The 24,462-nt window shown below is 52.9% G+C and carries 23 protein-coding genes and 1 pseudogene; 9 read left to right on the top strand and 15 right to left on the bottom strand.

All coding sequences use genetic code 11. The features are described from left to right. Positions 1 to 58 precede the first annotated feature (58 nt). Positions 59 to 853 (top strand): helix-turn-helix transcriptional regulator, encoded by a 795-nt coding sequence (locus C2U53_RS20820; RefSeq protein ID WP_043000930.1) that lies wholly within the window; start codon positions 59 to 61, stop codon positions 851 to 853. Here the strand turns inward: C2U53_RS20820 and C2U53_RS20825 are convergent. Then, a complete protein-coding gene (locus C2U53_RS20825; protein ID WP_104446395.1) occupies positions 834 to 1,280 on the bottom strand; it encodes a DUF441 domain-containing protein in 447 nt (148 codons plus the stop codon). The two genes, C2U53_RS20820 and C2U53_RS20825, sit on opposite strands and share 20 nt — an antisense overlap. A gap of 203 nt (positions 1,281 to 1,483) precedes the next feature. Between C2U53_RS20825 and yoaI the strand changes: the two genes are divergently transcribed. Then, on the top strand, positions 1,484 to 1,588 hold the full coding sequence (gene yoaI, locus C2U53_RS20830; RefSeq protein WP_086512617.1) for a small membrane protein YoaI: 105 nt from the start codon (positions 1,484 to 1,486) through the stop codon (positions 1,586 to 1,588). A 4-nt stretch (positions 1,589 to 1,592) separates the two neighbouring features. Here the strand turns inward: yoaI and C2U53_RS20835 are convergent, their stop codons facing one another. The 4 genes from C2U53_RS20835 to yeaG all read right to left on the bottom strand — a co-directional run bounded on the left by C2U53_RS20835 (position 1,593) and on the right by yeaG (position 7,188). After that, entirely contained in the window at positions 1,593 to 2,096 is a 504-nt protein-coding gene (locus tag C2U53_RS20835) for a YbaK/prolyl-tRNA synthetase associated domain-containing protein (RefSeq protein ID WP_043000928.1), read from the bottom strand. Between the two features lie 40 nt (positions 2,097 to 2,136). Continuing rightward, positions 2,137 to 3,627: a diguanylate cyclase DgcJ gene (dgcJ, locus tag C2U53_RS20840; RefSeq protein ID WP_104446907.1), complete on the bottom strand. Its 1,491-nt coding sequence runs from the start codon at positions 3,625 to 3,627 to the stop codon at positions 2,137 to 2,139. A gap of 138 nt (positions 3,628 to 3,765) precedes the next feature. Next, positions 3,766 to 5,049 (bottom strand): YeaH/YhbH family protein, encoded by a 1,284-nt coding sequence (locus C2U53_RS20845; protein ID WP_043000927.1) that lies wholly within the window; start codon positions 5,047 to 5,049, stop codon positions 3,766 to 3,768. Positions 5,050 to 5,253: 204 nt separating this feature from the next. Beyond that, positions 5,254 to 7,188, bottom strand: a complete 1,935-nt coding sequence (yeaG, locus tag C2U53_RS20850; RefSeq protein ID WP_043000926.1) for a protein kinase YeaG — start codon at positions 7,186 to 7,188, stop codon at positions 5,254 to 5,256. Positions 7,189 to 7,632: 444 nt separating this feature from the next. On the opposite strand from yeaG, the gene C2U53_RS20855 reads away from it, so the two are divergent. Continuing rightward, entirely contained in the window at positions 7,633 to 8,379 is a 747-nt protein-coding gene (locus C2U53_RS20855; protein WP_104446396.1) for a MipA/OmpV family protein, read from the top strand. 60 nt (positions 8,380 to 8,439) lie between these two features. On the opposite strand, the gene C2U53_RS20860 is transcribed toward C2U53_RS20855, so the two are convergent. Next, the gene (locus C2U53_RS20860) at positions 8,440 to 8,943 is read right to left on the bottom strand and encodes a YbjP/YqhG family protein (RefSeq protein WP_104446397.1); all 504 of its coding nucleotides are present in this window, start codon (positions 8,941 to 8,943) and stop codon (positions 8,440 to 8,442) included. Beyond that, a pseudogene (locus tag C2U53_RS30405) lies at positions 8,943 to 9,296 on the bottom strand (hypothetical protein). Before C2U53_RS30405 ends, C2U53_RS20860 begins: the two are co-directional and overlap by 1 nt. Before the next feature lie 250 nt (positions 9,297 to 9,546). Here C2U53_RS30405 and C2U53_RS20870 point away from each other — a divergent pair. Beyond that, positions 9,547 to 10,401 carry an aldo/keto reductase gene (locus tag C2U53_RS20870; RefSeq protein WP_044265497.1) on the top strand — a complete coding sequence of 285 codons (855 nt, stop codon included), beginning with the start codon at positions 9,547 to 9,549 and terminating at the stop codon, positions 10,399 to 10,401. A gap of 106 nt (positions 10,402 to 10,507) precedes the next feature. Here C2U53_RS20870 and C2U53_RS20875 read toward each other — a convergent pair whose 3' ends face one another. Further along, complete coding sequence (locus tag C2U53_RS20875) at positions 10,508 to 11,392, bottom strand: D-hexose-6-phosphate mutarotase (protein WP_104446398.1); 885 nt, start codon at positions 11,390 to 11,392, stop codon at positions 10,508 to 10,510. 85 nt (positions 11,393 to 11,477) lie between these two features. After that, entirely contained in the window at positions 11,478 to 12,473 is a 996-nt protein-coding gene (gene gapA / locus C2U53_RS20880) for a glyceraldehyde-3-phosphate dehydrogenase (protein WP_043000921.1), read from the bottom strand. A gap of 343 nt (positions 12,474 to 12,816) precedes the next feature. Between gapA and msrB the strand changes: the two genes are divergently transcribed. Then, positions 12,817 to 13,230, top strand: a complete 414-nt coding sequence (msrB, locus tag C2U53_RS20885; RefSeq protein ID WP_043000920.1) for a peptide-methionine (R)-S-oxide reductase MsrB — start codon at positions 12,817 to 12,819, stop codon at positions 13,228 to 13,230. 41 nt (positions 13,231 to 13,271) lie between these two features. Next, on the top strand, positions 13,272 to 13,547 hold the full coding sequence (locus C2U53_RS20890) for a YeaC family protein (protein ID WP_043000919.1): 276 nt from the start codon (positions 13,272 to 13,274) through the stop codon (positions 13,545 to 13,547). A gap of 54 nt (positions 13,548 to 13,601) precedes the next feature. Here C2U53_RS20890 and yajD read toward each other — a convergent pair whose 3' ends face one another. The 5 genes from yajD to sppA all read right to left on the bottom strand — a co-directional run bounded on the left by yajD (position 13,602) and on the right by sppA (position 19,130). Next, entirely contained in the window at positions 13,602 to 13,946 is a 345-nt protein-coding gene (yajD, locus tag C2U53_RS20895; RefSeq protein ID WP_042319478.1) for an HNH nuclease YajD, read from the bottom strand. A gap of 165 nt (positions 13,947 to 14,111) precedes the next feature. Next, positions 14,112 to 15,365, bottom strand: a complete 1,254-nt coding sequence (locus tag C2U53_RS20900; RefSeq protein WP_043000918.1) for a glycoside hydrolase family 18 protein — start codon at positions 15,363 to 15,365, stop codon at positions 14,112 to 14,114. Positions 15,366 to 15,548: 183 nt separating this feature from the next. Further along, entirely contained in the window at positions 15,549 to 16,190 is a 642-nt protein-coding gene (pncA, locus tag C2U53_RS20905; protein WP_044254864.1) for a bifunctional nicotinamidase/pyrazinamidase, read from the bottom strand. A 10-nt stretch (positions 16,191 to 16,200) separates the two neighbouring features. Next, entirely contained in the window at positions 16,201 to 17,217 is a 1,017-nt protein-coding gene (gene ansA, locus C2U53_RS20910) for an asparaginase (protein WP_043000916.1), read from the bottom strand. A gap of 56 nt (positions 17,218 to 17,273) precedes the next feature. Further along, complete coding sequence (gene sppA, locus C2U53_RS20915) at positions 17,274 to 19,130, bottom strand: signal peptide peptidase SppA (protein ID WP_044254861.1); 1,857 nt, start codon at positions 19,128 to 19,130, stop codon at positions 17,274 to 17,276. A gap of 165 nt (positions 19,131 to 19,295) precedes the next feature. Here sppA and C2U53_RS20920 point away from each other — a divergent pair, with 165 nt between their 5' ends. From C2U53_RS20920 to topB, 3 genes are all read left to right on the top strand, one after another. Then, positions 19,296 to 19,847, top strand: coding sequence for an NAD(P)H nitroreductase (locus C2U53_RS20920; protein WP_043000914.1), 552 nt, complete (start codon positions 19,296 to 19,298; stop codon positions 19,845 to 19,847). Between the two features lie 116 nt (positions 19,848 to 19,963). After that, the gene (gene selD, locus C2U53_RS20925; RefSeq protein ID WP_043000913.1) at positions 19,964 to 21,007 is read left to right on the top strand and encodes a selenide, water dikinase SelD; all 1,044 of its coding nucleotides are present in this window, start codon (positions 19,964 to 19,966) and stop codon (positions 21,005 to 21,007) included. A 4-nt stretch (positions 21,008 to 21,011) separates the two neighbouring features. After that, positions 21,012 to 22,958, top strand: coding sequence for a DNA topoisomerase III (gene topB, locus C2U53_RS20930; RefSeq protein ID WP_043000912.1), 1,947 nt, complete (start codon positions 21,012 to 21,014; stop codon positions 22,956 to 22,958). 16 nt (positions 22,959 to 22,974) lie between these two features. On the opposite strand, the gene gdhA is transcribed toward topB, so the two are convergent. Further along, positions 22,975 to 24,318 carry an NADP-specific glutamate dehydrogenase gene (gene gdhA / locus C2U53_RS20935; RefSeq protein WP_043000911.1) on the bottom strand — a complete coding sequence of 448 codons (1,344 nt, stop codon included), beginning with the start codon at positions 24,316 to 24,318 and terminating at the stop codon, positions 22,975 to 22,977. Between the last annotated feature and the right edge of the window lie 144 nt (positions 24,319 to 24,462).

Consider the following 24,462-nt stretch of genomic DNA (forward strand, 5'->3'; position numbering starts at 1 on the left):
TTATTTGTGTTGTGAATCAAGCTAAAATGACAGTTTATCGCTAAATTCGGACAAAATGATGTACAGCCTGCGACTCGACGGATATGACCCCGATCTGCACCACGACGCCGCCGTGGCGTTTCGTATCCGCGCTCGCCCTGATGAGCTGTTTAGCGCGCAGCACCAGCATCGTAAAGGGCAACTGATTATGGCACTGCATGGGGCTATCACCTGTGATGTTGAGTGCGCTATGTGGATGGTGCCACCGCAGTACGCGGTCTGGATCCCCGGCGGCGTTCCCCACAGCAATCACGTAACGGCAGGCGCGGAGCTCTGCTTTCTCTTTATCGAACCGGGGGCCGTCACACTACCGGGACGTTGCTGTACGTTAAAAATTTCTCCGCTTTGTCGCGAGCTGATCCTCTCGCTGGCGAGGCGTTGTGACGCTCAGCGGGCAGAGCCGCAAACGCAGCGCCTGACGCAGGTCTTATTTGATGAACTTCCGCAACAACCGCAGGAGCAGATGCAGCTGCCGGTTTCTGCGCACCCGAAGATCCGCCGGATGGTTGACACCATGGCGCGCGAACCGGCGCAATGGCAAACGCTGGGGCAGTGGGCCAGCGTATTTGCGATGAGCGAGCGTAACCTTGCCCGACTGGTGGTGAAAGAGACAGGGCTCAGCTTTCGTCGCTGGCGACATCAGCTACAGCTCATTCTGGCCCTACAGGCCCTGGTCGGCGGGCAGAACGTGCAGCAGGTGGCGCAACTGTTGGGGTATGATTCGACCACGGCGTTTATCACCATGTTCAAAAAAGGCCTGGGACAGACGCCAGGCCGTTATCTGGCGGGATTGACTACTGCCTTCCCACAATAAGCGAGACCAGACCGGCCGCGATAAGCGGACCAACAGGTACACCGCGAAACAGGGCCACGCCAAGCACGGTGCCGACCAGCAAACCGGCGACCAGCTGTGGCTGGCTGCCCATCAGCGTCACGCCGCGGCCGCCGAGCCAGGAGACCATCACGCCAACCACAATCGCCACCAGCGATTTCCAGTTAAGGAAAGAGTGGATCAAGGTGGAAGGTGGCAGTGTCCCGCTGGCGATAGGCGCCATGACGCCGATGGTCAGGATAATAATCCCGATGGTCAGCCCCTGTTTTTCAATCCACGGGAAAAAGGTATTGAGCGGGGTAACGCGGACAATAATCAGCACCAGAATTGAAACGGCGACAGTGGTGTTATGGCTGACAAAGCCCAGAGCTGCCAGTCCGAGCAGGATCAGCAGAGTGACATCAAACATCGTGGTTTCCTTGCCAAAAAAGTTAAGCCTGTTTACTTTACGCCCAAACGCCACGCAGAACAGACTTTTTTAGAATCTGCTGGCTATTTCGGGCAAATGCCTGACGGCGAAAAACAGGCAATTTTTTATTTTGTCATCAAATTGCCATTATTGCGGACTATCAATAGCAGATGAACCGGTCTCGCTCATTTTGAGGTGTAGCCATGAACGATCAGATGTTTATTGAAACGCTCATTATTAGTTCATCCTTTTTCGCCATCGCCGCCGTTATCGTGATTTCTGTTTTAATTCTCGAACGTGGTAGCTGAACGCTTACGATATGCGGTGAAAAGCCACCAACTCTGGCCGGGCAATACGCAGATAATCGTCAGTATTGAGAATAATCGATTTCGTGAGCACGCCGGCGTTAAAGGCGATTTCACGATAACGTTCGAACAGCAGCGGATCGGCGACCAGCATTAACTGTGGATGAAAACTGAAAGGCGGGATCGCGCCAAATACGCAACCGGTGAGCTCGTCCACTTCTGCCGGGCTGGCAAGGGACGCACGCAGACCGCCAAGATACGTCGCCAGTTGACCAAGATCGGCCTGTTGGTCGGCAGGTAAAATAGCCAGTACATGCTGATTTACCCCATTCCCTTTAACTTTGCAGACCAGCGCCTTTGCTCCCTGACCCAGTGCGGTGCCCCGAATTTCTGATACGGCCTCGCATTTCCCAACAGCCTCATGGCTGACGACGCGATAACGGGCGCCCTCCAGAGACAATAAATCGAGTAAACGCTGATGGGTTTCGCTGCCTTTCTCCATTTCGCTCATTTTTTACTCCTGTTTGCGCGAAAAAACACGGTAAAGATTATCATGAACGCTGACGATTTTGGTGCTTGTTGAGGTAGAGTTGCTCGTCAGAAGCGGTGTAGGCATCATGCAGCGAATCGTTCGGCTGCATGCTGTAGCTGCCTGATGAAAAACGAATATCCTTCTCAGGTGCCACGGTCCGCAGGTGGTTGGCTATCCGTTCCGGCAGACGAGCCGCCATATCTGGCTCTGCGTCCACCAGAATGATGCAAAATTCATCGCCGCCCAGACGGATGGCGTAATCGCTTTTGCGCACCGACGCCTCAATCGCTTTTGCCAGCAAGGTGATCGCCCGATCGCCCTCGTGGTGTCCCTGCGTATCGTTAATCATCTTCAGCTTATCGAGATCGATAGCGATAAAGGTTACTGGCGTTCCGGTGCTGACAAATCGCTGTAATCGCTGCTCAAGCGTCGGGGTTAAAATTTTACGGTTATACAGGCCTGTCATCGCATCGCTGATATTTTCACGGGTAACATTATGGTAAAGGCGAAAATGCAGCCGGACCATATTGAGGAGCAGGGCAGTTGCCAGAAGGTAAAACAGAAACAGCTTCCAGGACGAGACAATGAAATACAAGATATCGAGTGACAGCTCGACGTGCAGACCACCAGGCAGATCGCTGATGTAATTGACGTACGGGAAAAGATTATTCTCGCTTTGATGAATAATAATCGTCTTATCCGAGTCGGTATCGGTGACGCTGGCATTGAGATAACGCCAGACCAGTGGGCGGTCGTGAGTAAAAACAATATTTTGCAAGTTGTGCTTATTAATATCCACCATCACGATGCCTTTTAACTTACCGTGCAGATAGACCGGTGTTAAAAAACTCATCACGTTAAGTTCGGTACGATCATCCTGATAGATACTCGACAGCACAGTACGTCCAGAAAACAATTCATCAATATCGGCCTGATGAATACCTAATGAGCCTTTCTGTAAAAAAGCCCAGTGATGCATGGCAAACTGACGCGTATTGATCGGATCATAGAAATAAATATATTGATTTTGTAAATCCAGATAATAATGAAATTTCTCTTCTGACGTGGCGAGACCTTTTCCATAATCAATCTGTTCCCGGTTAACCTTCACGGCCTGATCAAAAGCAGGAAGCAACAGCACATCGTCCGCGATACGCGCACAGTCATCAATGGAGGTTTGTAACGTACCATGGAGCGCGGGATAATTATGCTGCGTCAGATTCAAACCATACACCGAGTTAATACTTTCAAACGACTGACAAAGGGTATGGCGGGTATCCGCCGGGAGCGTTTTCTCAGGTGTTGCCAGTGTGCGCATCAGATGGGCGGCAATGCTCTGATTCTGGTATTTATCATACAGAAATGAGGAGTCTGCTTTTTCGATGATATAGCGCATATAGCCATTCATTGACTTATAGCTGGCAATAAGTTCATAGATCAAAAAGGAAGATGTCAAAACGACAACGCTTGCGGAAATAAAGAGCCTGAGCGCTTTATGGGGCAATTTCATGATAAACAACAACTCTCCAGGTCAGATAATCTATTTTATCACACGTCACAGGTGCAACCTACCGGCCAGCAGGGATATGGAGTGCAAAAAAGACATGAAATGAACCAGCCAGGAGATTATTTCCTGGCTGGCTGTCGTTTAATTGGTGCTGGTGGCACCTTGTTTATGAAAAAGTTCGCGGAACACCGGATAAATATCATCCTGATCGCGAATATGTTGCATCGCAAAATTATCAAACGTGGCTTGCAGATGTTCATATTCGCGCCACAAGGTTTGATGTGCGCGGCGGGTAATTTCGATATAACTGTAGTAACGAACCACCGGCAGCAGTTTCTTCGCCAGAATCTCATGGCACAGCGGAGAGTCATCTGCCCAGTTATCCCCATCCGATGCCTGTGCGGCGTAGATGTTCCACTGCGCAGGATCGTAACGTTCTTTCACAACGTCATCCATCAACTTCAGGGCGCTGGAAACAATGGTTCCCCCGGTTTCCTGAGAGTAGAAGAACTCATGCTCATCGACCTCTTTTGCCTGGGTGTGGTGACGAATATAGACCACTTCCACATTCTTATAGGTTCGACTCAAAAACAGGTAGAGCAGAATATAAAAGCGTTTGGCCATGTCTTTCGTCGACTGATCCATGGAGCCGGAGACGTCCATTAGGCAGAACATCACCGCCTGGCTGGACGGATCGGGACGCTTCTCGTAATTTTTGTAGCGCAAGTCGAAGGTGTCGATAAACGGCACACGTTCTATCTTGGCCCGCAGCTCAGCAATCTCTTTGCGTAATCGTTCCTCCTCCAGCAGTTGCGCCGGTTCGCTTTTGCTGATGGTGTCGAGATCCTGTTCCAGCGCGTGTAACTCGCGTCGTTTGCCGGCCGTCATGGCCGTGCGTCGGGCGAGAGAATTTTGCAGCGAACGCACGACGCTGATATTAGCCGGAACGCCGTTGGCGGTATAACCCGCCCGGTGCGTTTTATACTCAGTAAGCTGGCGCTGCTGGTTTTGCTTCAGGTTAGGCAGCGCTAAGTCTTCGAAAAGCAGATCAAGGTATTCGTCTTTAGAGATCTGAAAGACGAATTCATCCTGGCCTTCACCGTCCTGACTGGCCTGGCCCTGTCCGCTACCTGAACCGCCGCCTCCGCCCTGCGGACGCTCGATACGGTCATTTTGTACGAAATGGTCGTTACCTGGGTGAACGCGATGGCGCAGGCCGCCGCGCCCCTGATGAAACATCGGTTCGCTGATATCTTCCGTCGGAATGGAGACAGATTCACCGCTGTCTACATCGGTCACCGAACGCTTGTTAATGGCCTCGGAGATCGACTGTTTAATTTGTGCTTTATAACGGCGTAAAAAGCGCTGGCGGTTAACCGTGCTCTTATTTTTGCCGTTAAGTCGTCGGTCAATGAACCAGGTCATATGTCCCCCGTACTGCATTTGCCAACTTTACGCTTCATCCTTCACGTTATCTCGGCGTGGCTGCATTCGCTCACCCCAGTCACGTACTTATGTACGCTCCTGGGGATTCACTCATTTGCCGCCTTGATACACCTTGAATGATTTCGCGTACAAACGAACTATTTGCCCGGTAAACGGAGAAAATCTTCCGGGTCATTTATGCTGTTAAGACGATTTACGTACGCGCAGATACCATTCGCACAGTAAACGCACCTGTTTACGGGTGTAGCCTTTCTCCATCATCCGGTCGACAAAGTCGTCGTGTTTCTTCTGCTCATCGGTCGAGGTTTTGGCATTGAACGAAATGACCGGCAGCAGCTCTTCGGTATTGGAGAACATTTTTTTCTCAATGACCGTGCGCAGTTTTTCATAGCTGGTCCAGTTCGGATTTCGTCCGCTGTTGTTCGCTCTCGCACGCAGCACAAAGTTGACGATTTCATTACGGAAATCTTTCGGGTTGCTGATCCCCGCCGGTTTCTCAATTTTCTCCAGCTCCGCGTTCAGCGATTCACGGTCAAACAGCTGACCGGTATCCGGATCGCGGTATTCCTGATCCTGAATCCAGAAGTCGGCATACGTGACATAACGGTCGAAAATATTCTGTCCGTATTCCGAGTAGGATTCGAGATAGGCAGTCTGGATCTCTTTACCAATAAACTCGGCGTATTTCGGGATCAGATAGCCTTTCAGGAACTCGAGATAACGCTCAGCTTGCTCCTGCGGGAACTGTTCGCGCTCGATCTGCTGTTCCAGTACATAGAACAGATGAACCGGGTTCGCAGCGACTTCGACATGGTCAAAGTTAAAGACGCGCGAGAGAATTTTAAACGCGAAACGGGTCGACAGACCGTTCATCCCTTCATCGACGCCGGAGTAGTCGCGGTATTCCTGATACGACTTCGCTTTCGGATCGGTATCTTTCAGACTCTCACCATCATAGACGCGCATTTTCGAATAGATACTCGAGTTTTCCGGATCTTTCAGGCGGGAGAGAATCGAGAAACGTGCCAGCGTTTCCAGCGTTCCCGGCGCGCACGGCGCATGCGTCAATTCGCTGTGGTTTAGCAATTTCTCGTAGATTTTGATCTCTTCGGAAATGCGTAAGCAGTACGGTACCTTCACGATGTAAACACGGTCGAGGAAGGCTTCGTTGTTTTTGTTGTTACGGAACGTCACCCATTCCGATTCGTTCGAGTGGGCGAGAATGATGCCGTTAAACGGCAGGGCGGAGATCCCCTCAGTGCCGTTGTAGTTACCTTCCTGAGTGGCGGTCAGCAGCGGATGCAGCACTTTAATCGGTGCTTTGAACATCTCGACGAATTCCATGATCCCCTGGTTGGCCCGGCACAATGCGCCGGAATAGCCATACGCGTCCGGATCGTTCTGAGCGTGGTGTTCGAGTTTACGAATATCCACTTTCCCGACCAGCGCGGAAATGTCCTGGTTGTTCTCATCGCCCGGTTCCGTTTTGGCAATCGCGATTTGCGCAAGAATCGACGGCCACACTTTCACCACGCGGAATTTGGTGATATCCCCACCAAACTCATGCAGGCGTTTGGCTGCCCACGGTGACATAATGGTGCCGAGATAACGGCGCGGAATACCGTATTCTTTTTCCAGAATTTGGGTATCTTCCTGCGGATTAAACAGGCACAACGGATGATCGTTCACCGGGCTGCGTTCACCGTTGGCGCTCAGCACATAAATCGGGACACGCTGCATCAACGATTTCAGTCGTTCGGCAAGCGATGACTTCCCGCCCCCTACAGGCCCCAACAGATACAGGATCTGTTTCTTCTCTTCCAGCCCCTGAGCCGCGTGTTTCAGATAAGAGACAATCTGTTCGATCGCGTCTTCCATGCCGTAAAACTCTTCAAATGCCGGGTAACGTGCAATGACCCGGTTCGAGAAGAGGCGAGAAAGCCGGGGTTCCTGGGCAGTGTCGACCATGACGGGTTCACCAATAGCCATCAATAGCCGTTCTGCCGCGTTGGCATAAGCACTGCGATCTTGCCGACAAGTGGTAAGAAACTCCTGCAGTGTGAACTCTTCGTCCTTGGCAGCTTCATAACGCTGGCGATAGTGATCGAATATATTCATGATATGCCGTCCTTTCGTTTTTTAGCACAGGTTAAGAGCCGTTCATATGAATAGTAGAGGCTCCCGGAAGAGGTAGACTGAACGACGTCATTTACTGTCTCGTATCAAAAAAACAGCAACTCTCATGCCAGCTTTCACCGCGTGAGACCAACGTGCCCGGCGATACAACTTCTAAACTAAAGCGTAGATGGCATTTGCAAAACTTGCATGCACCCGCAAATGATTTTCAATGGCATATCAATAACTCATCCGCAAAAAGTGCATAGCAAATGTAAATAATGCAGTGGAAGATCACACCGTTTTCACCGTACTGTAAGCCAAGTGTCATCTCAGCCTGCAAAATTAGACGGTTACATTCTTTCATTAATTTGTAAAATGGTTGGGTTGTAACGTATTGGCGGTTACACTTTTGCCGCTGAACATTTGAAAAAGGAAAGATGGATTGTGACCAAACTCAAACTTCTGGCACTTGGCGTGTTAATCGCATCGTCTGCTACCGTGGTGCATGCTGAAAGCAACCTGACGCTTGGCGCTGGCGTTGGTGTGGTTGAACACCCATATAAAGATTACGACGCGGATGTTTATCCGGTTCCGGTGATTAATTACGAAGGCGATAACTTCTGGTTCCGTGGTCTGGGTGGTGGGTACTACCTGTGGAACGACGCCGCCGACAAATTGTCGATCACCGCTTACTGGTCCCCGATGTATTTCAAACCGGGTGACAGCGACGATCGTCAGATGCGTCGTCTTGATAAGCGTAAAAGCACCATGATGGCGGGCTTATCATACTCTCACCATACCGAATATGGTTTCCTGCGCACCGCGCTCGCCGGGGATACGCTGGACAACAGTAACGGCATCGTCTGGGATCTGGCCTGGCTGTACCGCTATACCAACGGCGGCCTGACCCTGACGCCGGGTATCGGTGTGGAGTGGAACAGTGAAAATCAGAACGACTACTACTACGGCGTGTCACGTAAAGAATCCTCACGCAGTGGTATGCGGGGTTACAACCCGGACGATAGCTGGAATCCGTACCTGGAACTGAGCGCGAACTACAACTTCCTCGGTGACTGGAGCGTTTACGGTACCGCACGCTACACCCGTCTGTCTGATGAAATTACCGACAGCCCGATGGTGGATAAATCCTGGACTGGTCTGATTTCTACCGGAATCACCTATAAGTTCTGATTGTGCGTTATCACAGTGCAATCGATAAAAGCCCGCAGCGCGGGCTTTTTTGTCACAGAGTCATTCGACCTCTTTGGCATGTTGCTTTGCTTTTTCAATAGACTGCCTGTCAAATATAAAGTGCTCATAGCCATCGGTGATGTTTTTGACTCTGTAGATTTTCCATCTCCTGTCTTCTTTCTTCAGATAGACGCCTATCTGATAGGTTCTGTCGTTTTCGCATCCAAGCCAAACCGTAACGTATTTACTACCGTCAACGTCTTGTGCTTTGCCCACCTTCAATAAAGGGATCCAGTCGACCGAATAGTCCTGCGCGTACGTATAATAGTCAGTGTCGATGATTTCTTGTTCATAAATATGTGAAATAACATCAAGTTGAATTAACGTTTCGCGGGAGACGTAATCATGCATTTTCTCTGGATCTGGCTTTATTTTGCCGGGGCTATTGGCAAAAACAGGTAAATAGTAGCGATAAAAATTAGCTACGCGTTTTTCGGCATCATCGCCTCCTGAAACGCAGGACGCGAGTAAATACACCATGGATACGACAAAAAAGAGGCGCATTACTTTTTCCTGTACATTTGATAAGGCGGTTTCGATGAGCGATAGCCAGGTCCTCCCCAGAAGTCCCTTTGTTTGAAGTCAGAGTACCAGTCCTGACCATCGAATATCGCCATGTGGCCAGCGGCATGTCCGCCTTTTTATGGCTGGATAACGCCAACGTCGTGTGTCGGTGCAATTTTTCTAAAGCCAGCCGCCTCCAGTATCGAGCCGTCATCTTTAGCATTATGTGTATTGGTCACAATAACTCCGCCCGCCTGAATTGCTCTACGCACGTATGTTGCGCAGTTATTGGTTGGACCCGGTTCGGCGTGGTTTTTTGCCCAGTTTCCAGCATTCCTGGTATTCCATCCCATAAAGTATTATCCATAGTAAACATGTGGAATAACCAATAGACACCTTTATTAATTAGCAGGGTTAGTCATTTTGCGCCGGGTGGTATTATAGGGATGCTCCTGAAAAATATTGTCCAACATAAATTGCGCTTCCCTGGAAGTGTGAATATGCCTAAGTTTTAACTGAGCCCTGAGAGTGCAATCTGTGCATCAAAACAGGGCACTTGCGCCCTGTTTTGCATTACGGTGGTGCACAACTAAGGAGAACGTGATGACAGATAAACAGGTTGTCTTCGCTGGTGGAGTTGTTCTACCTGCGATCGGGCAGGGGACATGGTACATGGGTGAAAATGCCGGTCACCGCCGGGCGGAAGTGTCTGCACTTCGCGCGGGCGTGGATCTGGGGCTAACGCTCATCGATACCGCTGAAATGTATGCCGATGGCGGAGCGGAAGAGGTGGTCGGTGAGGCGCTCAACGGACTGCGTGAACACGTGTTCCTGGTGTCGAAGGTTTACCCATGGAACGCGGGTGGGCAAAAAGCGATTGCCGCCTGTGAGGCCAGTCTGCGTCGTCTGAAAACCGACTATCTGGATCTCTATTTATTGCACTGGTCAGGCAATTTCTCCTTCGCCGAGACGGTCAAGGCGATGGAAACTCTGATGGCTCAGGGTAAAATTCGTCGCTGGGGAGTGTCCAATCTTGACGTCGACGATATGCAGGCGCTGTGGCAGATTCCGGGCGGCAGGCAGTGTGCGACCAATCAGGTGCTGTATCATCTGGCTTCACGCGGCATTGAATACGATTTATTACCGTGGTGTCAGCAACATCAGCTTCCCGTAATGGCTTACAGCCCGTTGGCGCAGGCCGGACGTTTACGCAGCGGTTTATTGAATCATCCGGTGGTCAATGAGATTGCGCATGCGCACAATGCATCAGTTGCGCAGATCCTGCTGGCGTGGGTCATCAGTCATCACGGAGTGATGGCGATTCCAAAAGCGGCAAGTGTGGAGCATGTACAGCAAAATGCGGCGGCGCTGAGCATCACGCTTTCCGCTCAGGAACTCGCCGCACTGGATAAGGCGTATCCCGCGCCGAGAGGCAAAACGGCGCTAGATATGGTCTGATGAGGTTTTGACTCGTTGGCCGGATAAGATGCGCTGGCATCGCCATCCGGCAAACAATGCCAGATGACGACCTGTCAGGCCTGTGACATCTCAACCACAATCATGCTTAGCGCTTCGCAACGCGAATGGTTTGCGCCAGGCGAGAAGGTTTTTCTTCGGTGGCCTTCTGTGCGGCGGTGGCATACGCCGTTTCTACGCACACAAAGGTTTTATAGCCATCATCCGGCATATCGCCCATGCTCACAGACAGCGCCGGGCCAGGGTTCCAGCCGACCACGTTGAGGTGGTGATGATGTACAACGTCGATGTTACGGTTCAGTGCGGCATCGTGAATCACGCTGCAGGCTTCCGGGTTCAGATAGACACGGTCAGTACGATCCGGAAACGCCTGTACGCCATCAGTCAGGGCGTCTTCTTTCGCATCATTCACTTTATCGATGAAACGATCGCCCAGGCCGCTGACTTTCACCGTCGCGATATCGCCAACGTTGAAATAGGTATGCAGCGCAGAGGTCGTTTCAAATTCACCGTGCGCTTCAAGCTCAATCTCACAGGTTTTGCCTACTTTAAAGCGCGCCAGCAGGGTGAAATCATGTGGCCACAGTTTCAGTGTCTCTTCAGTGCTTTGCAGTTCAAACGTCAGCACTGCGCCGTTGTCGTCTTCATTATGTGCTTTCAGCGTCCACGGCAGGTTACGGGCAAAGCCGTGAGAAGGCAGTCCTTGCTGTGCTGCCGGGCCAAACCATGGCCAGCAGACAGGCACGCCGCCACGCAGTGCGACACCGGTTTTAAACGGGGTATTGTTGCTGAGCCACAGAACTTCTTCCTCGCCAGCTGGTTTCCAGGAGAGCAGGTGCGCCCCCTGTAAAGCGAAAGAGGCTTTCGCCTGTGGGTGATCGACGACAATCAGTTCCAGATCGTCAAGCTGACGACGGGAGAGGACAGGGGTGAGTTGTTCAACGACAGGGAGAGCGAAAATTTTGTTAATCATGATGCAATCCTTGATTCAACCGTAGCGAAAAGCCATAAAAAAAGGCGACCGAAGTCGCCTTTTTAGATCAGATTCTCATCTCAACTTATTTGGAGATGTGAGCGATCAGGTCCAGAACTTTGTTTGAGTAACCAGTTTCGTTGTCGTACCAGGAAACCAGTTTCACGAAGTTGTCGTTCAGAGCGATACCTGCTTTAGCATCGAACACGGAAGTGCAAACTTCGCCGTTGAAATCGGTAGATACAACGTCGTCTTCGGTGTAACCCAGAACGCCTTTCATCGGGCCTTCGGAAGCTGCTTTGATGGCTTTCTTAATGTCTTCGTAAGAAGCCGCTTTTTCCAGACGAACGGTCAGGTCAACAACGGATACGTTCGGAGTCGGAACACGGAACGCCATACCAGTCAGTTTGCCATTCAGTTCTGGCAGTACTTTACCTACAGCTTTAGCTGCACCGGTAGAGGACGGGATGATGTTCTGAGCCGCGCCACGGCCGCCACGCCAGTCTTTGTGAGACGGGCCATCAACGGTTTTCTGAGTAGCGGTGGTTGCGTGAACAGTGGTCATCAGACCTTCGATGATGCCGAAGTTGTCGTTGATGACTTTAGCCAGCGGAGCCAGGCAGTTGGTGGTGCAGGATGCGTTGGAAACGATGTCCTGGCCAGCATATTTGTCAAAGTTAGCGCCTTTAACAAACATCGGAGTGTTATCTTTGGACGGACCAGTCAGTACGACTTTTTTCGCGCCAGCAGTGATGTGCTTACGAGCAGTCTCGTCGGTCAGGAAGATACCGGTCGCTTCAGCTACTACGTCAACACCAACTTCGTCCCATTTCAGGTTAGCCGGATCGCGTTCAGCGGTAACACGGATTTTTTTACCGTTAACGATCAGATGACCGTCTTTCACTTCAACGGTACCGTCGAAACGGCCGTGAGTGGAGTCATATTTCAGCATGTAAGCCATGTAATCAGCGTCTAACAGGTCGTTGATTGCAACGATCTCAATGTCAGAACGTTTCTGAGCAGCACGGAAAACAATGCGACCGATACGGCCAAAACCGTTGATACCTACTTTGATAGTCATATATTCCACCAGCTATTTGTTAGTGAATAAAAGGTTGCCTGTAAAATTACAAAAACCTTACGCAGCGTCAAGCGGAATCGTGTCAATCATTGCGACAAATCAATCCTCTGTACAAGCTTTGCACGGCTGACTCGCCTCACTCTTCCATTGGGCTTGAAACCACATGGGGGCGGTGCCCCGAATTTTAAAGGGCAATCGAGATAAAAATGTGATTCGCATCACGATTCACAAGCTGCCATTTCGCAAGGATCAAGTTTAGAACAAAAGTCTGCACTCAGGTGTTAATGTTTTGTTAGAATCTGTCGCGCAATGTCAGCGTCATGAAAAGTGAGATGTGAGCAAAATGGCGAACAAACCTTCTGCAGAAGATCTGAAAAAAAACCTGTCTGAAATGCAGTTCTACGTGACGCAGAATCACGGTACAGAACCGCCGTTTACCGGGCAGTTACTGCATAACAAACGTGACGGCGTCTATCATTGTTTGATCTGCGATGCGCCGCTATTTACCTCCCAGTCCAAATACGATTCCGGCTGTGGCTGGCCGAGCTTCTACGAGCCGGTAAGTGAAGAGTCGATTCGTTACATCAAGGACTTTTCACACGGTATGCAACGCATTGAAATTCGCTGTGGAAACTGCGATGCGCACCTGGGGCATGTCTTCCCCGATGGTCCGCAACCCACCGGCGAACGTTACTGTGTCAATTCAGCTTCTCTGAGCTTCATCGACGACGAAAACGGCGCCCAGACGAAAGGTTGAAAAAACGATTCAGCAAATTATTCCATAGGAGCGGACTTATCATGAATCTTGATGAGATAATTAACAGCATGACGCCGGAAGTGTATCAGCGTTTATCCACCGCCGTTGAACTGGGAAAATGGCCGGACGGCGTCGCGCTGACCCCGGAGCAAAAAGATAATAGTCTGCAACTGGTGATGCTCTGGCAGGCGCGCCACAATACGGATGCGCAACATATGACGATCGACACCAATGGGCAGATGGTGATGAAGAGCAAACAGCAGCTGAAAGTGGATTTCGGCATCACGCCAGAACCAATTGCGACGTTCAAATCCTGATAGCGCACCGTGGAAGCCCGGCATTCTGTAGCTCTGCTGGGCTAACGCGGCGGATTATTTTTTATTCAGCATGGCTTTCAGGTCTGCGAAAGGGTTGTACGTGGCTTCGCCGACGCTCTTTTGCGCATCCTCGCCCGCTACAACCGTGGAACCATACTGGTCGGCTTCCGTATATTTGGAATGCTCATGATCGTGGCAGTACAGGCACAACATTTCCCAGTTGCTGCCATCTTCCGGGTTATTGGAATGATCATGATCGATATGGTGCACCGTCAGTTCGCGAAGGTTTGAGTAAACAAACTCGCGGGAGCAGCGGCCGCAGACCCACGGGAAAAGTTTCAGCGCCTTTTCCCGGTAACCTACTTCCAGACGGGCGTAATTTTTAGGGATAAAAGCCATACAATCCCATGCCTCCAGTTGAAAATGAAACGATGCGTCAAACGCTGACGCAACGGGTTGGGGCCATCATAACCGATCCCGTTTCGTGTGACACACCTCATCCCACCGCTTACGAAAAAAATGCCCCATGCGGACATGCAGGGCATTTTTAATCATGAACGGGGCTTAGTGCGCAATGCTTAAGGATTCCGCCAGTTGTTTTGCAAGCTGGTTATGGTCGTCCGCGCCGTATTCCCAGAACATCGCGCCCGCCAGTCCGCGCTTCTTGATGTAATCTGCTTTGATTGCCACCGAGCGGGGATTCTCATACGAGAGGGCAAACAGCCGCTTACCGTCAGCAGACTGAACGGACAGCCATGGCACTTTTGCCTGATCGTCCCAGTGCTCGGTAAACCGTTTCTGCGGATCGTTAAGAAACGTTTTGACGATGTCGTGGTATTTCACGTAGGTGTCCTTGGTCAAATCGACACCCAGTGATTTAAACAGCGCGATTTCCTGCTCGCCAAAGTAGGGTTGCGTGACGGGATTTTTTTGCGCATCCGGTTTTGTCCAGTCAATTCCAGGCTCGACAGAACGTTTGGGAACACGGCCATAAAAACCGATCCCCAGATTCATCTGCCGGGGCTTCAGTCCGGCGGCGAGGTAGTTGTTGACCACAAAGTCGACGCTGTATTTATCGGCCGCCGCGACGGTTGGCCAGTCTTTAGAATCATACAGGTTGGCGTTGAAATACTGCGTTCCGTAAGCCATGTCATAGGTCATCAGATTGATGTAGTCGAGCAGCGGTGCAATCGCTTTTACGTCCACCCAGCTTTTTGGGCTTTCCGCATTCGCCCCGACGGCAATGGTCACCAGTTTCTGATTGCCGACTGCCTGACGCAGTTCTTTCAGCAGCAGCGTGAAGTTCTCGCGGTCGGCTGGCTGACTGGCGACCAGTCCCCAGGCGCCGTTAACCGGATATTCCCAGTCCAGATCGATACCGTCGAGGCCGTATTTCTGCATGATCTCCAGCGCAGACTGAATAAACACCGCACGCGTTTCCGGTGTTGCGGCAGCGCCTGAGAATCCGCGTGCGCCCCAGCCGCCAACAGAAAGCAGGACTTTCAACTGTGGGTTCTGTTTACGCAGTATCGGGATCAGGGCAAGGTCAGACTCCACTTTTGGCGATAGCCAGATCTGATGCAATTTCGTCGTATCTTTCAGCGCGGCGTTGGTTTCGTCTTTCTCAGCGTTGTAAATCAGGCCGAATGAGTAGTTCAGGTGGGTAATCTGGCGGACATCCAGGGTGTTGATATCGCCACCGGGTCCGGCGGTGACATCTCCGCCGCCATTGAAGTAGCCGACGGACATCATAGAACTGGCAGACGCGACAGATGCGCAAAGCAAGGGTAATGCTGCCAACAAAGGCAAACGTTTCATGGCTAATCCTCTTTGACATTAAAAAATGAAAAGCAAACACGCCACGGAAATGGCGTGGCGAAAAAACAGCCATCAAAGCGTAGCACCTGCGCAGCGTCACTGCTGGTTTCGGTTTATTTTATGTGACGGAAGGGAAAAGATTTTTCGCCGGATGACAAGGCAGGTCGTCATCCGGCGAGAGGTTTAGCGCTGAGTTTCTTCCCAGTCAGCGAGGGTATACAACGTAGCGCCTGCTGCTGCCATCTCCATAAAGGCATGGGCACTGTCCTGTGGCTGAATGTTCACGCCGCGACAGCCATCGGTAATGACATTCACCGTATAGCCCAGTTGCAGCGCATCCAGCACCGTAAACCTGACACAATAGTCGGTGGCCAGCCCCATGACGATCAGTTCATGCACGTCATGCTGGCGAAGCCACGCGTCGAGTCCGGTTGTCTGCCGACGTCCGTTATCAAAAAAAGCGCTGTAGCTGTCGACCAGCGGATTCTCGCCCTTATGAAAAACGGCCTCTATTGCCTTGCGGTTCAGCAACGGATGAAACGCCGCGCCGTCCGTATTCTGCACGCAGTGATCGGGCCAGAAGGTTTGCGGCAAGCCGTCGAGTTGACCCTGGCTGTAAGGTTCTGCCTGATGCTGACTGGCGAAGCTCCCGTGGTTCGCAGGGTGCCAGTCCTGGCTTGCGATGACCGCATCACCGCGGGTCTGGCACCCTGCAATCAGCTGGTTTGCGATATCAACGGTGCTGTCGCCCTCCGGGACCGCCAGCGCGCCGCCGGCGCAGAAATCGTTTTGTAAATCGACCAGTAACAGCGCACGGTGTGTCATTCGATCCTCCTTAGTCGTCCGGCGTGAGTTCGCCACGCAGGTTTTGCGTCATCGCCTCGCGAATCGCATCCGTATCCAGCCCTTTGCTGAGCAGATAATGCAGTTTGGTCAGGGTTGCTTCTACGGTCATATCAGCACCGCCAACGACGCCAGCATGCGCCAGAGCATTGCCAGTGGCATAACCGCCCATGTTCACTTTCCCCGACATGCACTGCGTGAGGTTCACAACCACGATGCCGCGTTCGCTGGCTTCGCTAAGTTCTTTCAGAAACTCTTTATTCTGCGGCGCATTGCCGACGCCGTAGGAACGCAGAATCAGCGCTTTTACCGGCTGGCGCAGGAAGTTGCGCACCACATCGGCGGAGATACCCGGATAAATGGTGACGACCCCAATGGGTTGTGGCGTGATCGGGTGAACAATCAGCTCGCCTTCACTACGGGGAGCCAGCGGCGTCCCCAGACGGCGGATGTGGATACCCGCTTCCAGCAGCGGCTGGAGGTTAGGGGAGGCGAAAGCGTCAAAACCGTCGGCATGCGCTTTTGTCGTGCGGTTGCCGCGAAACAGACGGTTGTTAAAAAACAGCGTGACTTCGTTGATCGGATAATTTGCCGCGACGTAAAGTGCGTTGAGAAGATTGATTTGTCCGTCAGAACGCAGCTCCGCCAGCGGGATTTGTGACCCTGTCACAATCACCGGTTTACCCAAATTCTCCAGCATGAACGAGAGCGCAGAGGCGGTAAACGCCATGGTGTCGGTACCATGTAGGATCACAAAACCATCGTACTCATCGTAATGGGTTTTGATGTCATCGGCGATATGCTGCCAGTCTTCCGGCGTCATATCTGACGAATCCATCAGCGGGGCATATTCATGAATGGTGAAGTCGGGCATTTCAGGACGATGGAATTCAGGCATCAGCGCCAGCTGGCGCTGAAGGTGTCCGGAGACCGGAATGTAACCCTGTTCGGAGCGCTGCATACCAATGGTCCCGCCGGTATAGGCAACGTAAATCGATTTCTTCTGCATGGCTAGTATCTTGTCGCTCAGAGAAAAGCCCTCTTCGCAGGAAGAGGGCGTGAGGATTAACGCACGTTCGCGCAGGTCAGACAGAACGCATAACGGTTTTGCGGATCGTTGAACGCGGCGAGCTTATCGCCTTCCGCTTTGACCGTACTGGCCGCTGAGGCCAGCGGCGCAGGGAGCATCGCCTGAATCGCCTGCGGCAGCATGGCGCGGACAGAACCTGACATACCGTCCATGATCATATCAAAGAAGGTTGGCTCATCCTGATAATAGTCGATATGCCACTCTTTGAGTTTCGCCAGCTCAGCGGCTTTAGCGACCGCGTCGTCGAAGTCACCCAGGCTGTCGACAAGACCGTTGGCTTTGGCATCCTGACCGGTCCAGACGTGGCCCTGGGCAATTTTATCAATCTGTTCCGGCGTGGATTTACGCGCCTGCGCGACCAGAGTGATAAAGCGCTTATAACCATTCTCAATGCTCAACTGCATCATCTGCTGCGCTTCAGGCGGCAGGGCTTTAGTCAGCGAAATATCGGCCAGCGGTGACGTGGCAACGCCGTCGGTGTGTACGCCGATTGAGTCAAGGCTGTTCTCAACGGTATTAATCACGCCGAAGATACCAATCGAACCGGTCAGCGTGCTCGGGTTGGCCACAATGTAACTGGCAGGCGTAGAGATCCAGTAGCCGCCAGAGGCGGCCATTCCGCCCATCGATACGACCACCGGTTTACCGGCAGCACGTGCAGCGGCCAGTTCCGAACGAATCACTTCCGACGCCGTCACGCTACCGCCAGGGCTGTTGACGCGCAGAACGATGGCTTTCACTTTCGGATCCAGGCGCGCATCACGAATTTGTGCAGCGGTGGTATCTCCGCCGACGTTCCCCGGTGTTTCTTCACCATCCATGATGGCACCGTTGGCAAAGACCACGCCGATGGAGCTGCCCGTATCCGCAGGCGGATTAAGCGTGTAATCGTAGTAGCTGATCGCGCGATAGTTATTCTCTGCCTTACTCCAGCCAAACTGTTTCGTCAGCGCTTTTTCCACTTCGGCACTGGAAAGCAGGGCGTCGACCAGTTTGCTGTCGAGCGCATACTTCGCCGTATCGCCATCGGCTTTCGTCAGCGCATCAAGCACGCCCTGAGCGCCAGGGAAGACCTGCTCTGCCGGGATTTGACGGTTGGCGGCAATGGTATTCAGGTAGTTCTGCCACAGCTCGCCAATCCAGCGGCTGTCTGCTTCCCGCGCCGCAGGCGACATGTCGTCACGAATAAACGGCTCGACGGCAGATTTATAAGTGCCCACGCGGAACACATGCGTCGACACTTTCAGCTTATCCAGCAGGGATTTGTAATACAGTCCGTTAGTGGCAAAACCGTGGATATCAACGGAACCCTGCGGCGAAAGCCAGATTTTATTGGCGAAGCTGGCAAGGTAATACTGACCCTGACTAAAATTATCGCCAACGGCATAGACTGGCTTACCGCTGTCGCGGAATTCACGCAGCGCTTTACCGATATACTGCATTGACGGCTGATCGGCACCGGCGAAGTTCTTCAGGTCCATCACAATACCGGTGATATTGCGATCGTCTTTGGCCTGACGAATGGTATTGACGATATCGAACAGGGAGTTTTCCTGTAAGCGGTCGGAACTGGCACCGAGCAGTTGACGGCTAAGAGCGCCAAGACGACTGGTACTGGACGGCTTATCGACGATCACCCCGGAAATATCTAACATCAGGGCACCGCGACCGACTTTATCGCTGGTGTTATTGCTGCTGACCTGCATCCAGATCCCGACACCCACCAGGACAAGGAAGATAAAGAACAGGTTAAGCACCATTTCGCGGACAAAATTAAGCAGTCGCCACGTCCATTTAAAAAAACCGGCAATGAATCGCCACAGGGTTCGCATGTATTCTCCCTACCGTTACCAATACTACACCTGAGTCAGGTGTATGAGATGTGGCTATCCTAATGACCCTGCCGTCTCTTGTCAGCAGGAATCACTGTCGGCGCTGTAACAAAATCTGCTCTCGTGTTAATTTTGTGAATATTCACCCTGACAGGAGTTAACCAAATGGATGCACTTGAATTACTTGTTAACCGCCGTAGCGCTTCTCGCCTGGCCGAGCCTGCACCTGCCGGTGAGCAACTGCAAAATATTCTCCGTGCGGGCATGCGCGCGCCGGATCATAAGACCCTGCAACCGTGGCACTTCTTCGTTATCGAAGGCGAGGGGCGCGAACGCTTCAGCGCGGTGCTGGAAAAGGGGGCGATTGCCGCCGGAAGTGATGAAAAAGGGATCGAAAAAGCGCGTAGCGCACCGTTTCGCGCCCCTCTTATCATCACCGTGGTCGCAAAATGTGATGAAAATCATAAGGTCCCTGTCTGGGAGCAGGAGATGTCCGCAGGCTGCGCGGTGATGGCGATGCAAATGGCGGCTATCGCACAGGGCTTCGGCGGGATCTGGCGTAGCGGGGCCTTAACCGACAGTCCGGTGGTGCGCGACGCGTTTGACTGTCGCCCACAGGATAAAATTGTCGGATTTCTTTATCTCGGCACACCGCAACTGAAAGCCTCCACCACCATTAGCGTGCCGGATACCGCACCTTTCGTGACGAAATTTTAGTTAATCAGGCAAAACTGTCTGGATTCTGAGCAAAGACGCCGGAATTCGGACACTCTCTCTTATCACGTCATGGAATGAGCGCTACCATAGCCCGATTGCAATGACAGGAGATGTCCATGAGCGAGCATGCTATTCGTTTAACGCAGTACAGCCACGGAGCCGGTTGCGGTTGTAAAATTTCCCCGAAAGTGCTGGAAACCATCCTGCACAGCGAGCAGGCGAAGTTTGTCGACCCGAACCTGCTTGTGGGAAATGAAACCCGTGACGACGCGGCGGTGTACGATCTGGGCAATGGTACCAGCGTCATCAGTACCACCGACTTCTTTATGCCGATTGTCGATAATCCGTTTGATTTTGGCCGCATTGCGGCGACCAACGCCATCAGCGATATTTTCGCGATGGGCGGCAAACCGATTATGGCGATCGCGATCCTGGGCTGGCCTATCAGCAAGCTGTCGCCGGAAATCGCCCGCGAGGTGACTGAAGGCGGACGCTTTGCCTGTCGTCAGGCGGGCATTGCGCTGGCGGGCGGCCACTCGATTGACGCGCCGGAGCCGATCTTCGGTCTGGCCGTGACCGGTATTGTCCCCACTGAGCGGGTGAAGAAAAACAGCACCGCCGAGGCCGGTTGCAAACTGTTCCTGACCAAACCGCTAGGCATTGGCGTGTTGACCACCGCCGAGAAAAAGTCGCTGCTAAAACCTGAACATCAGGGGCTGGCGACGGAAGTCATGTGTCGCATGAACATTGCCGGAGCGTCATTTGCCAACATTGACGGCGTGAAAGCGATGACCGATGTCACCGGCTTTGGTCTGCTGGGCCACCTCAGCGAGATGTGCCAGGGGGCAGGCGTCCAGGCGCAGATCCGCTATCAGGACATCCCTAAACTGCCGGGCGTCGAAGAGTACATCCGCCTGGGGGCTGTGCCGGGTGGCACCGAGCGTAACTTTGCCAGCTACGGCCACCTGATGGGGGAAATGCCGCAGGCGGTGCGCTCCCTGCTGTGCGATCCGCAAACCTCCGGTGGTCTGCTGCTGGCGGTAACGCCAGAGGCCGAAGAAGAAGTGAAAGCCACCGCCGCCGAGTTTGGCATTGACCTGACGGCGATCGGTGAACTGGTTGAAGCCCGTGGCGGTCGCGCCATGGTTGAGATCCGTTAACCCAATGCGGTTGTTTATTGCCGAAAAGCCGAGTCTGGCGCGCGCCATTGCTGATGTGTTGCCTAAACCGCACCGTAAGGGCGATGGCTTTATTGAATGCGGTAACGGCCAGGTGGTGACCTGGTGTATTGGTCACCTGCTGGAACAGGCGCAGCCTGATGTCTATGACAGTCGTTATGCGCGCTGGAACCTGGCCGATCTGCCGATCGTGCCGGAAAAGTGGCAATTGCAGCCGCGTCCTTCCGTGACCAAACAGCTCAACGTGATTAAGCGTTTTCTGCATGAGGCCAGTGAGGTTATCCATGCGGGAGACCCGGATCGCGAGGGGCAACTGCTGGTGGACGAGGTGCTGGATTACCTGCAACTGGCGCCGGAAAAGCGTCAGCAGGTGCAGCGCTGTCTGATTAACGATCTCAACCCACAGGCCGTTGAACGTGCGATTGAACGTCTGCGCTCAAACAGCGAATTTGTGCCGTTATGCGTGTCGGCGCTGGCCCGTGCCCGCGCGGACTGGCTGTACGGCATCAACATGACCCGTGCGTATACCATTCTCGGGCGTAACGCCGGTTATCAGGGGGTGCTCTCCGTCGGGCGCGTACAAACGCCGGTACTCGGGCTGGTTGTCCGACGCGATGAAGAGATCGAAAACTTCGTTGCCAAAGATTTTTTTGAAGTGAAAGCACATATCGTGACCCCTGCGGAGGAACGCTTCACCGCGATCTGGCAGCCGAGCGAAGCGTGCGAACCGTATCAGGACGAAGAGGGACGATTATTACACCGTCCGCTGGCGGAGCATGTGGTCAACCGCATCAACGGCCAACCGGCGATAGTCACCAGCTATAACGATAAACGGGAATCAGAATCTGCGCCGTTGCCGTTCTCGCTGTCAGCTTTACAGATTGAAGCGGCGAAACGCTTTGGCCTGAGCGCGCAGAACGTGCTCGACATCTGCCAGAAGCTGTATGAAACCCACAAGCTGATTACCTATCCGCGTTCTGACTGTCGCTATCTGCCGGAAGAGCACTTCGCTGGACGGCATGCGGTAATGAACGCCATCGGCGTGCATGCGCCGGATCTGCTGCCGCAACCGGCGGTAAATCCCGATACCCGTAATCGCTGCTGGGATGATAAAAAGGTTGATGCTCACCACGCCATTATTCCTACTGCGCGCAGCAACAGTATCACTCTGACGGACAATGAAGCGAAGGTGTATAACCTGGTAGCCCGTCAATACCTGATGCAATTTTGCCCGGATGCGGTATTCCGTAAATGCGTGATTGAACTGGATATCGCGAAGGGTAAATTCGTCGCTAAGGCCCGATTCCTTGCCGAAGCGGGCTGGCGAACGCTGCTGGGCAGTAAAGAGCGGGATGAAGAGAACGACGGCACGCCGCTGCCGGTGGTGGCGAAAGACGATGAACTGCTGTGTGAAAAGGGCGAAGTGGTTGAACGTCAGACCCAGCCGCCACGCCATTTTACCGATGCCACGCTGCTGTCGGCGATGACCGGGATTGCGCGCTTTGTGCAGGATAAAGATCTGAAAAAGATCCTCCGTGCAACGGACGGGCTGGGCACCGAGGCCACCCGCGCCGGGATCATCGAACTGCTGTTTAAGCGCGGTTTTCTGGTCAAAAAAGGGCGCTATATCCACTCAACCGATGCCGGGAAAGCGCTGTTCCACTCGCTGCCGGAGATGGCGACCCGTCCGGACATGACTGCCCACTGGGAGTCAATTCTGACGCAAATCAGCGAAAAGCAGTGCCGCTATCAGGATTTCATGCAGCCGCTGGTGGGCACGCTGTATCAATTGATCGATCAGGCGCGCAGTACGCCGGTGCGTCGCTTCCGTGGCATTGTCGCGCCTGGTGGTGATGGTGGAGAGAAGAAGAAGAGCGCGCCTCGTAAACGTGCGGCGAAAAAAAGCCCGCCATCAGCAGAGGCGGGCCTGTAATTCGGTTTGGGGGGACTTAAATCACACCCTGACCAAACATGGCGTCGGCAATCTTCACGAAGGCAGAGATGTTCGCCCCACGGACATAGTTGGTCTGTTTGCTTTCACCGCCGTACTCGACGCAGGCATGGTGAATATCCAGCATGATGTGGTGCAGACGGGCATCCACTTTCTCCGCCTTCCAGCTCAGACGCGCCGCGTTCTGTGCCATTTCCAGGCCGGAGGTGGCAACGCCACCGGCGTTCGCCGCTTTGCCCGGTGCAAACAGCACGCCGGCTTCGAGGAACAGATCGGTCGCTTCGATGGTGGTTGGCATGTTTGCCCCTTCCGCCACCGCTTTCACGCCGTTAGCAATCAGCACGCGAGCCGCTTCGACGTCGAGCTCGTTCTGTGTGGCACACGGCAGTGCGATATCGACCGGCACTGACCACGGCTGTTTGCCTTCCAGATAGGTCAGGCCAAACTCACGGGCGTAGTCCGCCACGCGGCCGTCACGGCTGGCTTTAATTTCGCACAGACGCGCCAGTTTCTCTTTCGTAAAGCCGCTTTCATCCACGACGGTGCCGCTGGAGTCGGAGGCCGTCACCACGCGAGCGCCAAATTCCATCGCTTTTTCAATGGCGAACTGCGCCACGTTACCGGAACCGGAAACCGCTACGCGCATCCCTTCAAAGCCCAGACCATGACGCTTGAGCATCGCTTCGGTGAAGTAGACCAGACCGTAACCGGTTGCTTCCGGACGGATCAGACTGCCGCCGAAGGAGAGCCCTTTGCCGGTAAACACGCAGGCGCTGTTGTTGGAGAGCTTACGCATCATCCCGGCCATAAAGCCCACTTCACGGCCACCCACGCCGATATCACCGGCAGGAACGTCAGTATCCGGACCCAAATGACGGTACAGTTCCGTCATCAGCGCCTGACAGAAACGCATCACTTCGCCTTCACTTTTGCCTTTCGGATCAAAATCGCTACCGCCTTTACCACCGCCCATCGGCAGGGTGGTCAGTGCGTTTTTAAAGGTTTGCTCAAAGCCGAGAAACTTCAGGATCGACAGGTTAACGGAAGGGTGGAAGCGCATCCCGCCTTTGTACGGGCCAATCGCCGAGTTGAACTGCACGCGCCAGGCGCGGTTAACCTGGACCTGATTACGATCGTCCAGCCACACGACACGGAACTGAATCACACGCTCTGGCTCAACCAACCGTTCCAGCAACGACATTTCACGATAGCGCGGGTTTTGCTCAATGAATGGCCACAGGGTGGTCATAACTTCACGGACGGCTTGCGCGAACTCGGTTTGATTCGGGTCGCGCTTTTGTACATGGTTGAGGAATGATTCCAGAGAGCATGTCTGATCCATAGATATAAAAACCTCTTATATTTAAATGTGGTTGTAATTGTGTTTTTTGTGGATATGTGTTTGCAGTTTTTGACTATACCATCAGGAATGTGACGGATAGCAAGAAAAAAATGCCGGTGCCAGACAAATTAATAACCAGACGGC

Origin of the sequence: Citrobacter sp. CFNIH10, assembly GCF_002934585.1 — a bacterium.
Classification (GTDB): Bacteria; Pseudomonadota; Gammaproteobacteria; order Enterobacterales; family Enterobacteriaceae; genus Citrobacter_A; species Citrobacter_A amalonaticus.

Coding starts and splice junctions, on each gene's coding strand:
- C2U53_RS20875 (WP_104446398.1), bottom strand. CDS start 11,392: ATGATTAACAAAATTTTCGCTCTCCCTGTCGTTGAACAACTCACCCCT.
- C2U53_RS20920 (WP_043000914.1), top strand. CDS start 19,296: ATGGATGCACTTGAATTACTTGTTAACCGCCGTAGCGCTTCTCGCCTG.
- topB (WP_043000912.1), top strand. CDS start 21,012: ATGCGGTTGTTTATTGCCGAAAAGCCGAGTCTGGCGCGCGCCATTGCT.
- yoaI (WP_086512617.1), top strand. CDS start 1,484: ATGAACGATCAGATGTTTATTGAAACGCTCATTATTAGTTCATCCTTT.
- C2U53_RS20820 (WP_043000930.1), top strand. CDS start 59: ATGTACAGCCTGCGACTCGACGGATATGACCCCGATCTGCACCACGAC.
- C2U53_RS20890 (WP_043000919.1), top strand. CDS start 13,272: ATGAATCTTGATGAGATAATTAACAGCATGACGCCGGAAGTGTATCAG.
- msrB (WP_043000920.1), top strand. CDS start 12,817: ATGGCGAACAAACCTTCTGCAGAAGATCTGAAAAAAAACCTGTCTGAA.
- yajD (WP_042319478.1), bottom strand. CDS start 13,946: ATGGCTTTTATCCCTAAAAATTACGCCCGTCTGGAAGTAGGTTACCGG.
- gapA (WP_043000921.1), bottom strand. CDS start 12,473: ATGACTATCAAAGTAGGTATCAACGGTTTTGGCCGTATCGGTCGCATT.
- C2U53_RS20870 (WP_044265497.1), top strand. CDS start 9,547: ATGACAGATAAACAGGTTGTCTTCGCTGGTGGAGTTGTTCTACCTGCG.
- C2U53_RS20835 (WP_043000928.1), bottom strand. CDS start 2,096: ATGAGCGAAATGGAGAAAGGCAGCGAAACCCATCAGCGTTTACTCGAT.
- ansA (WP_043000916.1), bottom strand. CDS start 17,217: ATGCAGAAGAAATCGATTTACGTTGCCTATACCGGCGGGACCATTGGT.
- yeaG (WP_043000926.1), bottom strand. CDS start 7,188: ATGAATATATTCGATCACTATCGCCAGCGTTATGAAGCTGCCAAGGAC.
- C2U53_RS20825 (WP_104446395.1), bottom strand. CDS start 1,280: ATGTTTGATGTCACTCTGCTGATCCTGCTCGGACTGGCAGCTCTGGGC.
- selD (WP_043000913.1), top strand. CDS start 19,964: ATGAGCGAGCATGCTATTCGTTTAACGCAGTACAGCCACGGAGCCGGT.
- gdhA (WP_043000911.1), bottom strand. CDS start 24,318: ATGGATCAGACATGCTCTCTGGAATCATTCCTCAACCATGTACAAAAG.
- dgcJ (WP_104446907.1), bottom strand. CDS start 3,627: ATGAAATTGCCCCATAAAGCGCTCAGGCTCTTTATTTCCGCAAGCGTT.
- C2U53_RS20845 (WP_043000927.1), bottom strand. CDS start 5,049: ATGACCTGGTTCATTGACCGACGACTTAACGGCAAAAATAAGAGCACG.
- C2U53_RS20860 (WP_104446397.1), bottom strand. CDS start 8,943: ATGCGCCTCTTTTTTGTCGTATCCATGGTGTATTTACTCGCGTCCTGC.
- pncA (WP_044254864.1), bottom strand. CDS start 16,190: ATGACACACCGTGCGCTGTTACTGGTCGATTTACAAAACGATTTCTGC.
- C2U53_RS20900 (WP_043000918.1), bottom strand. CDS start 15,365: ATGAAACGTTTGCCTTTGTTGGCAGCATTACCCTTGCTTTGCGCATCT.
- sppA (WP_044254861.1), bottom strand. CDS start 19,130: ATGCGAACCCTGTGGCGATTCATTGCCGGTTTTTTTAAATGGACGTGG.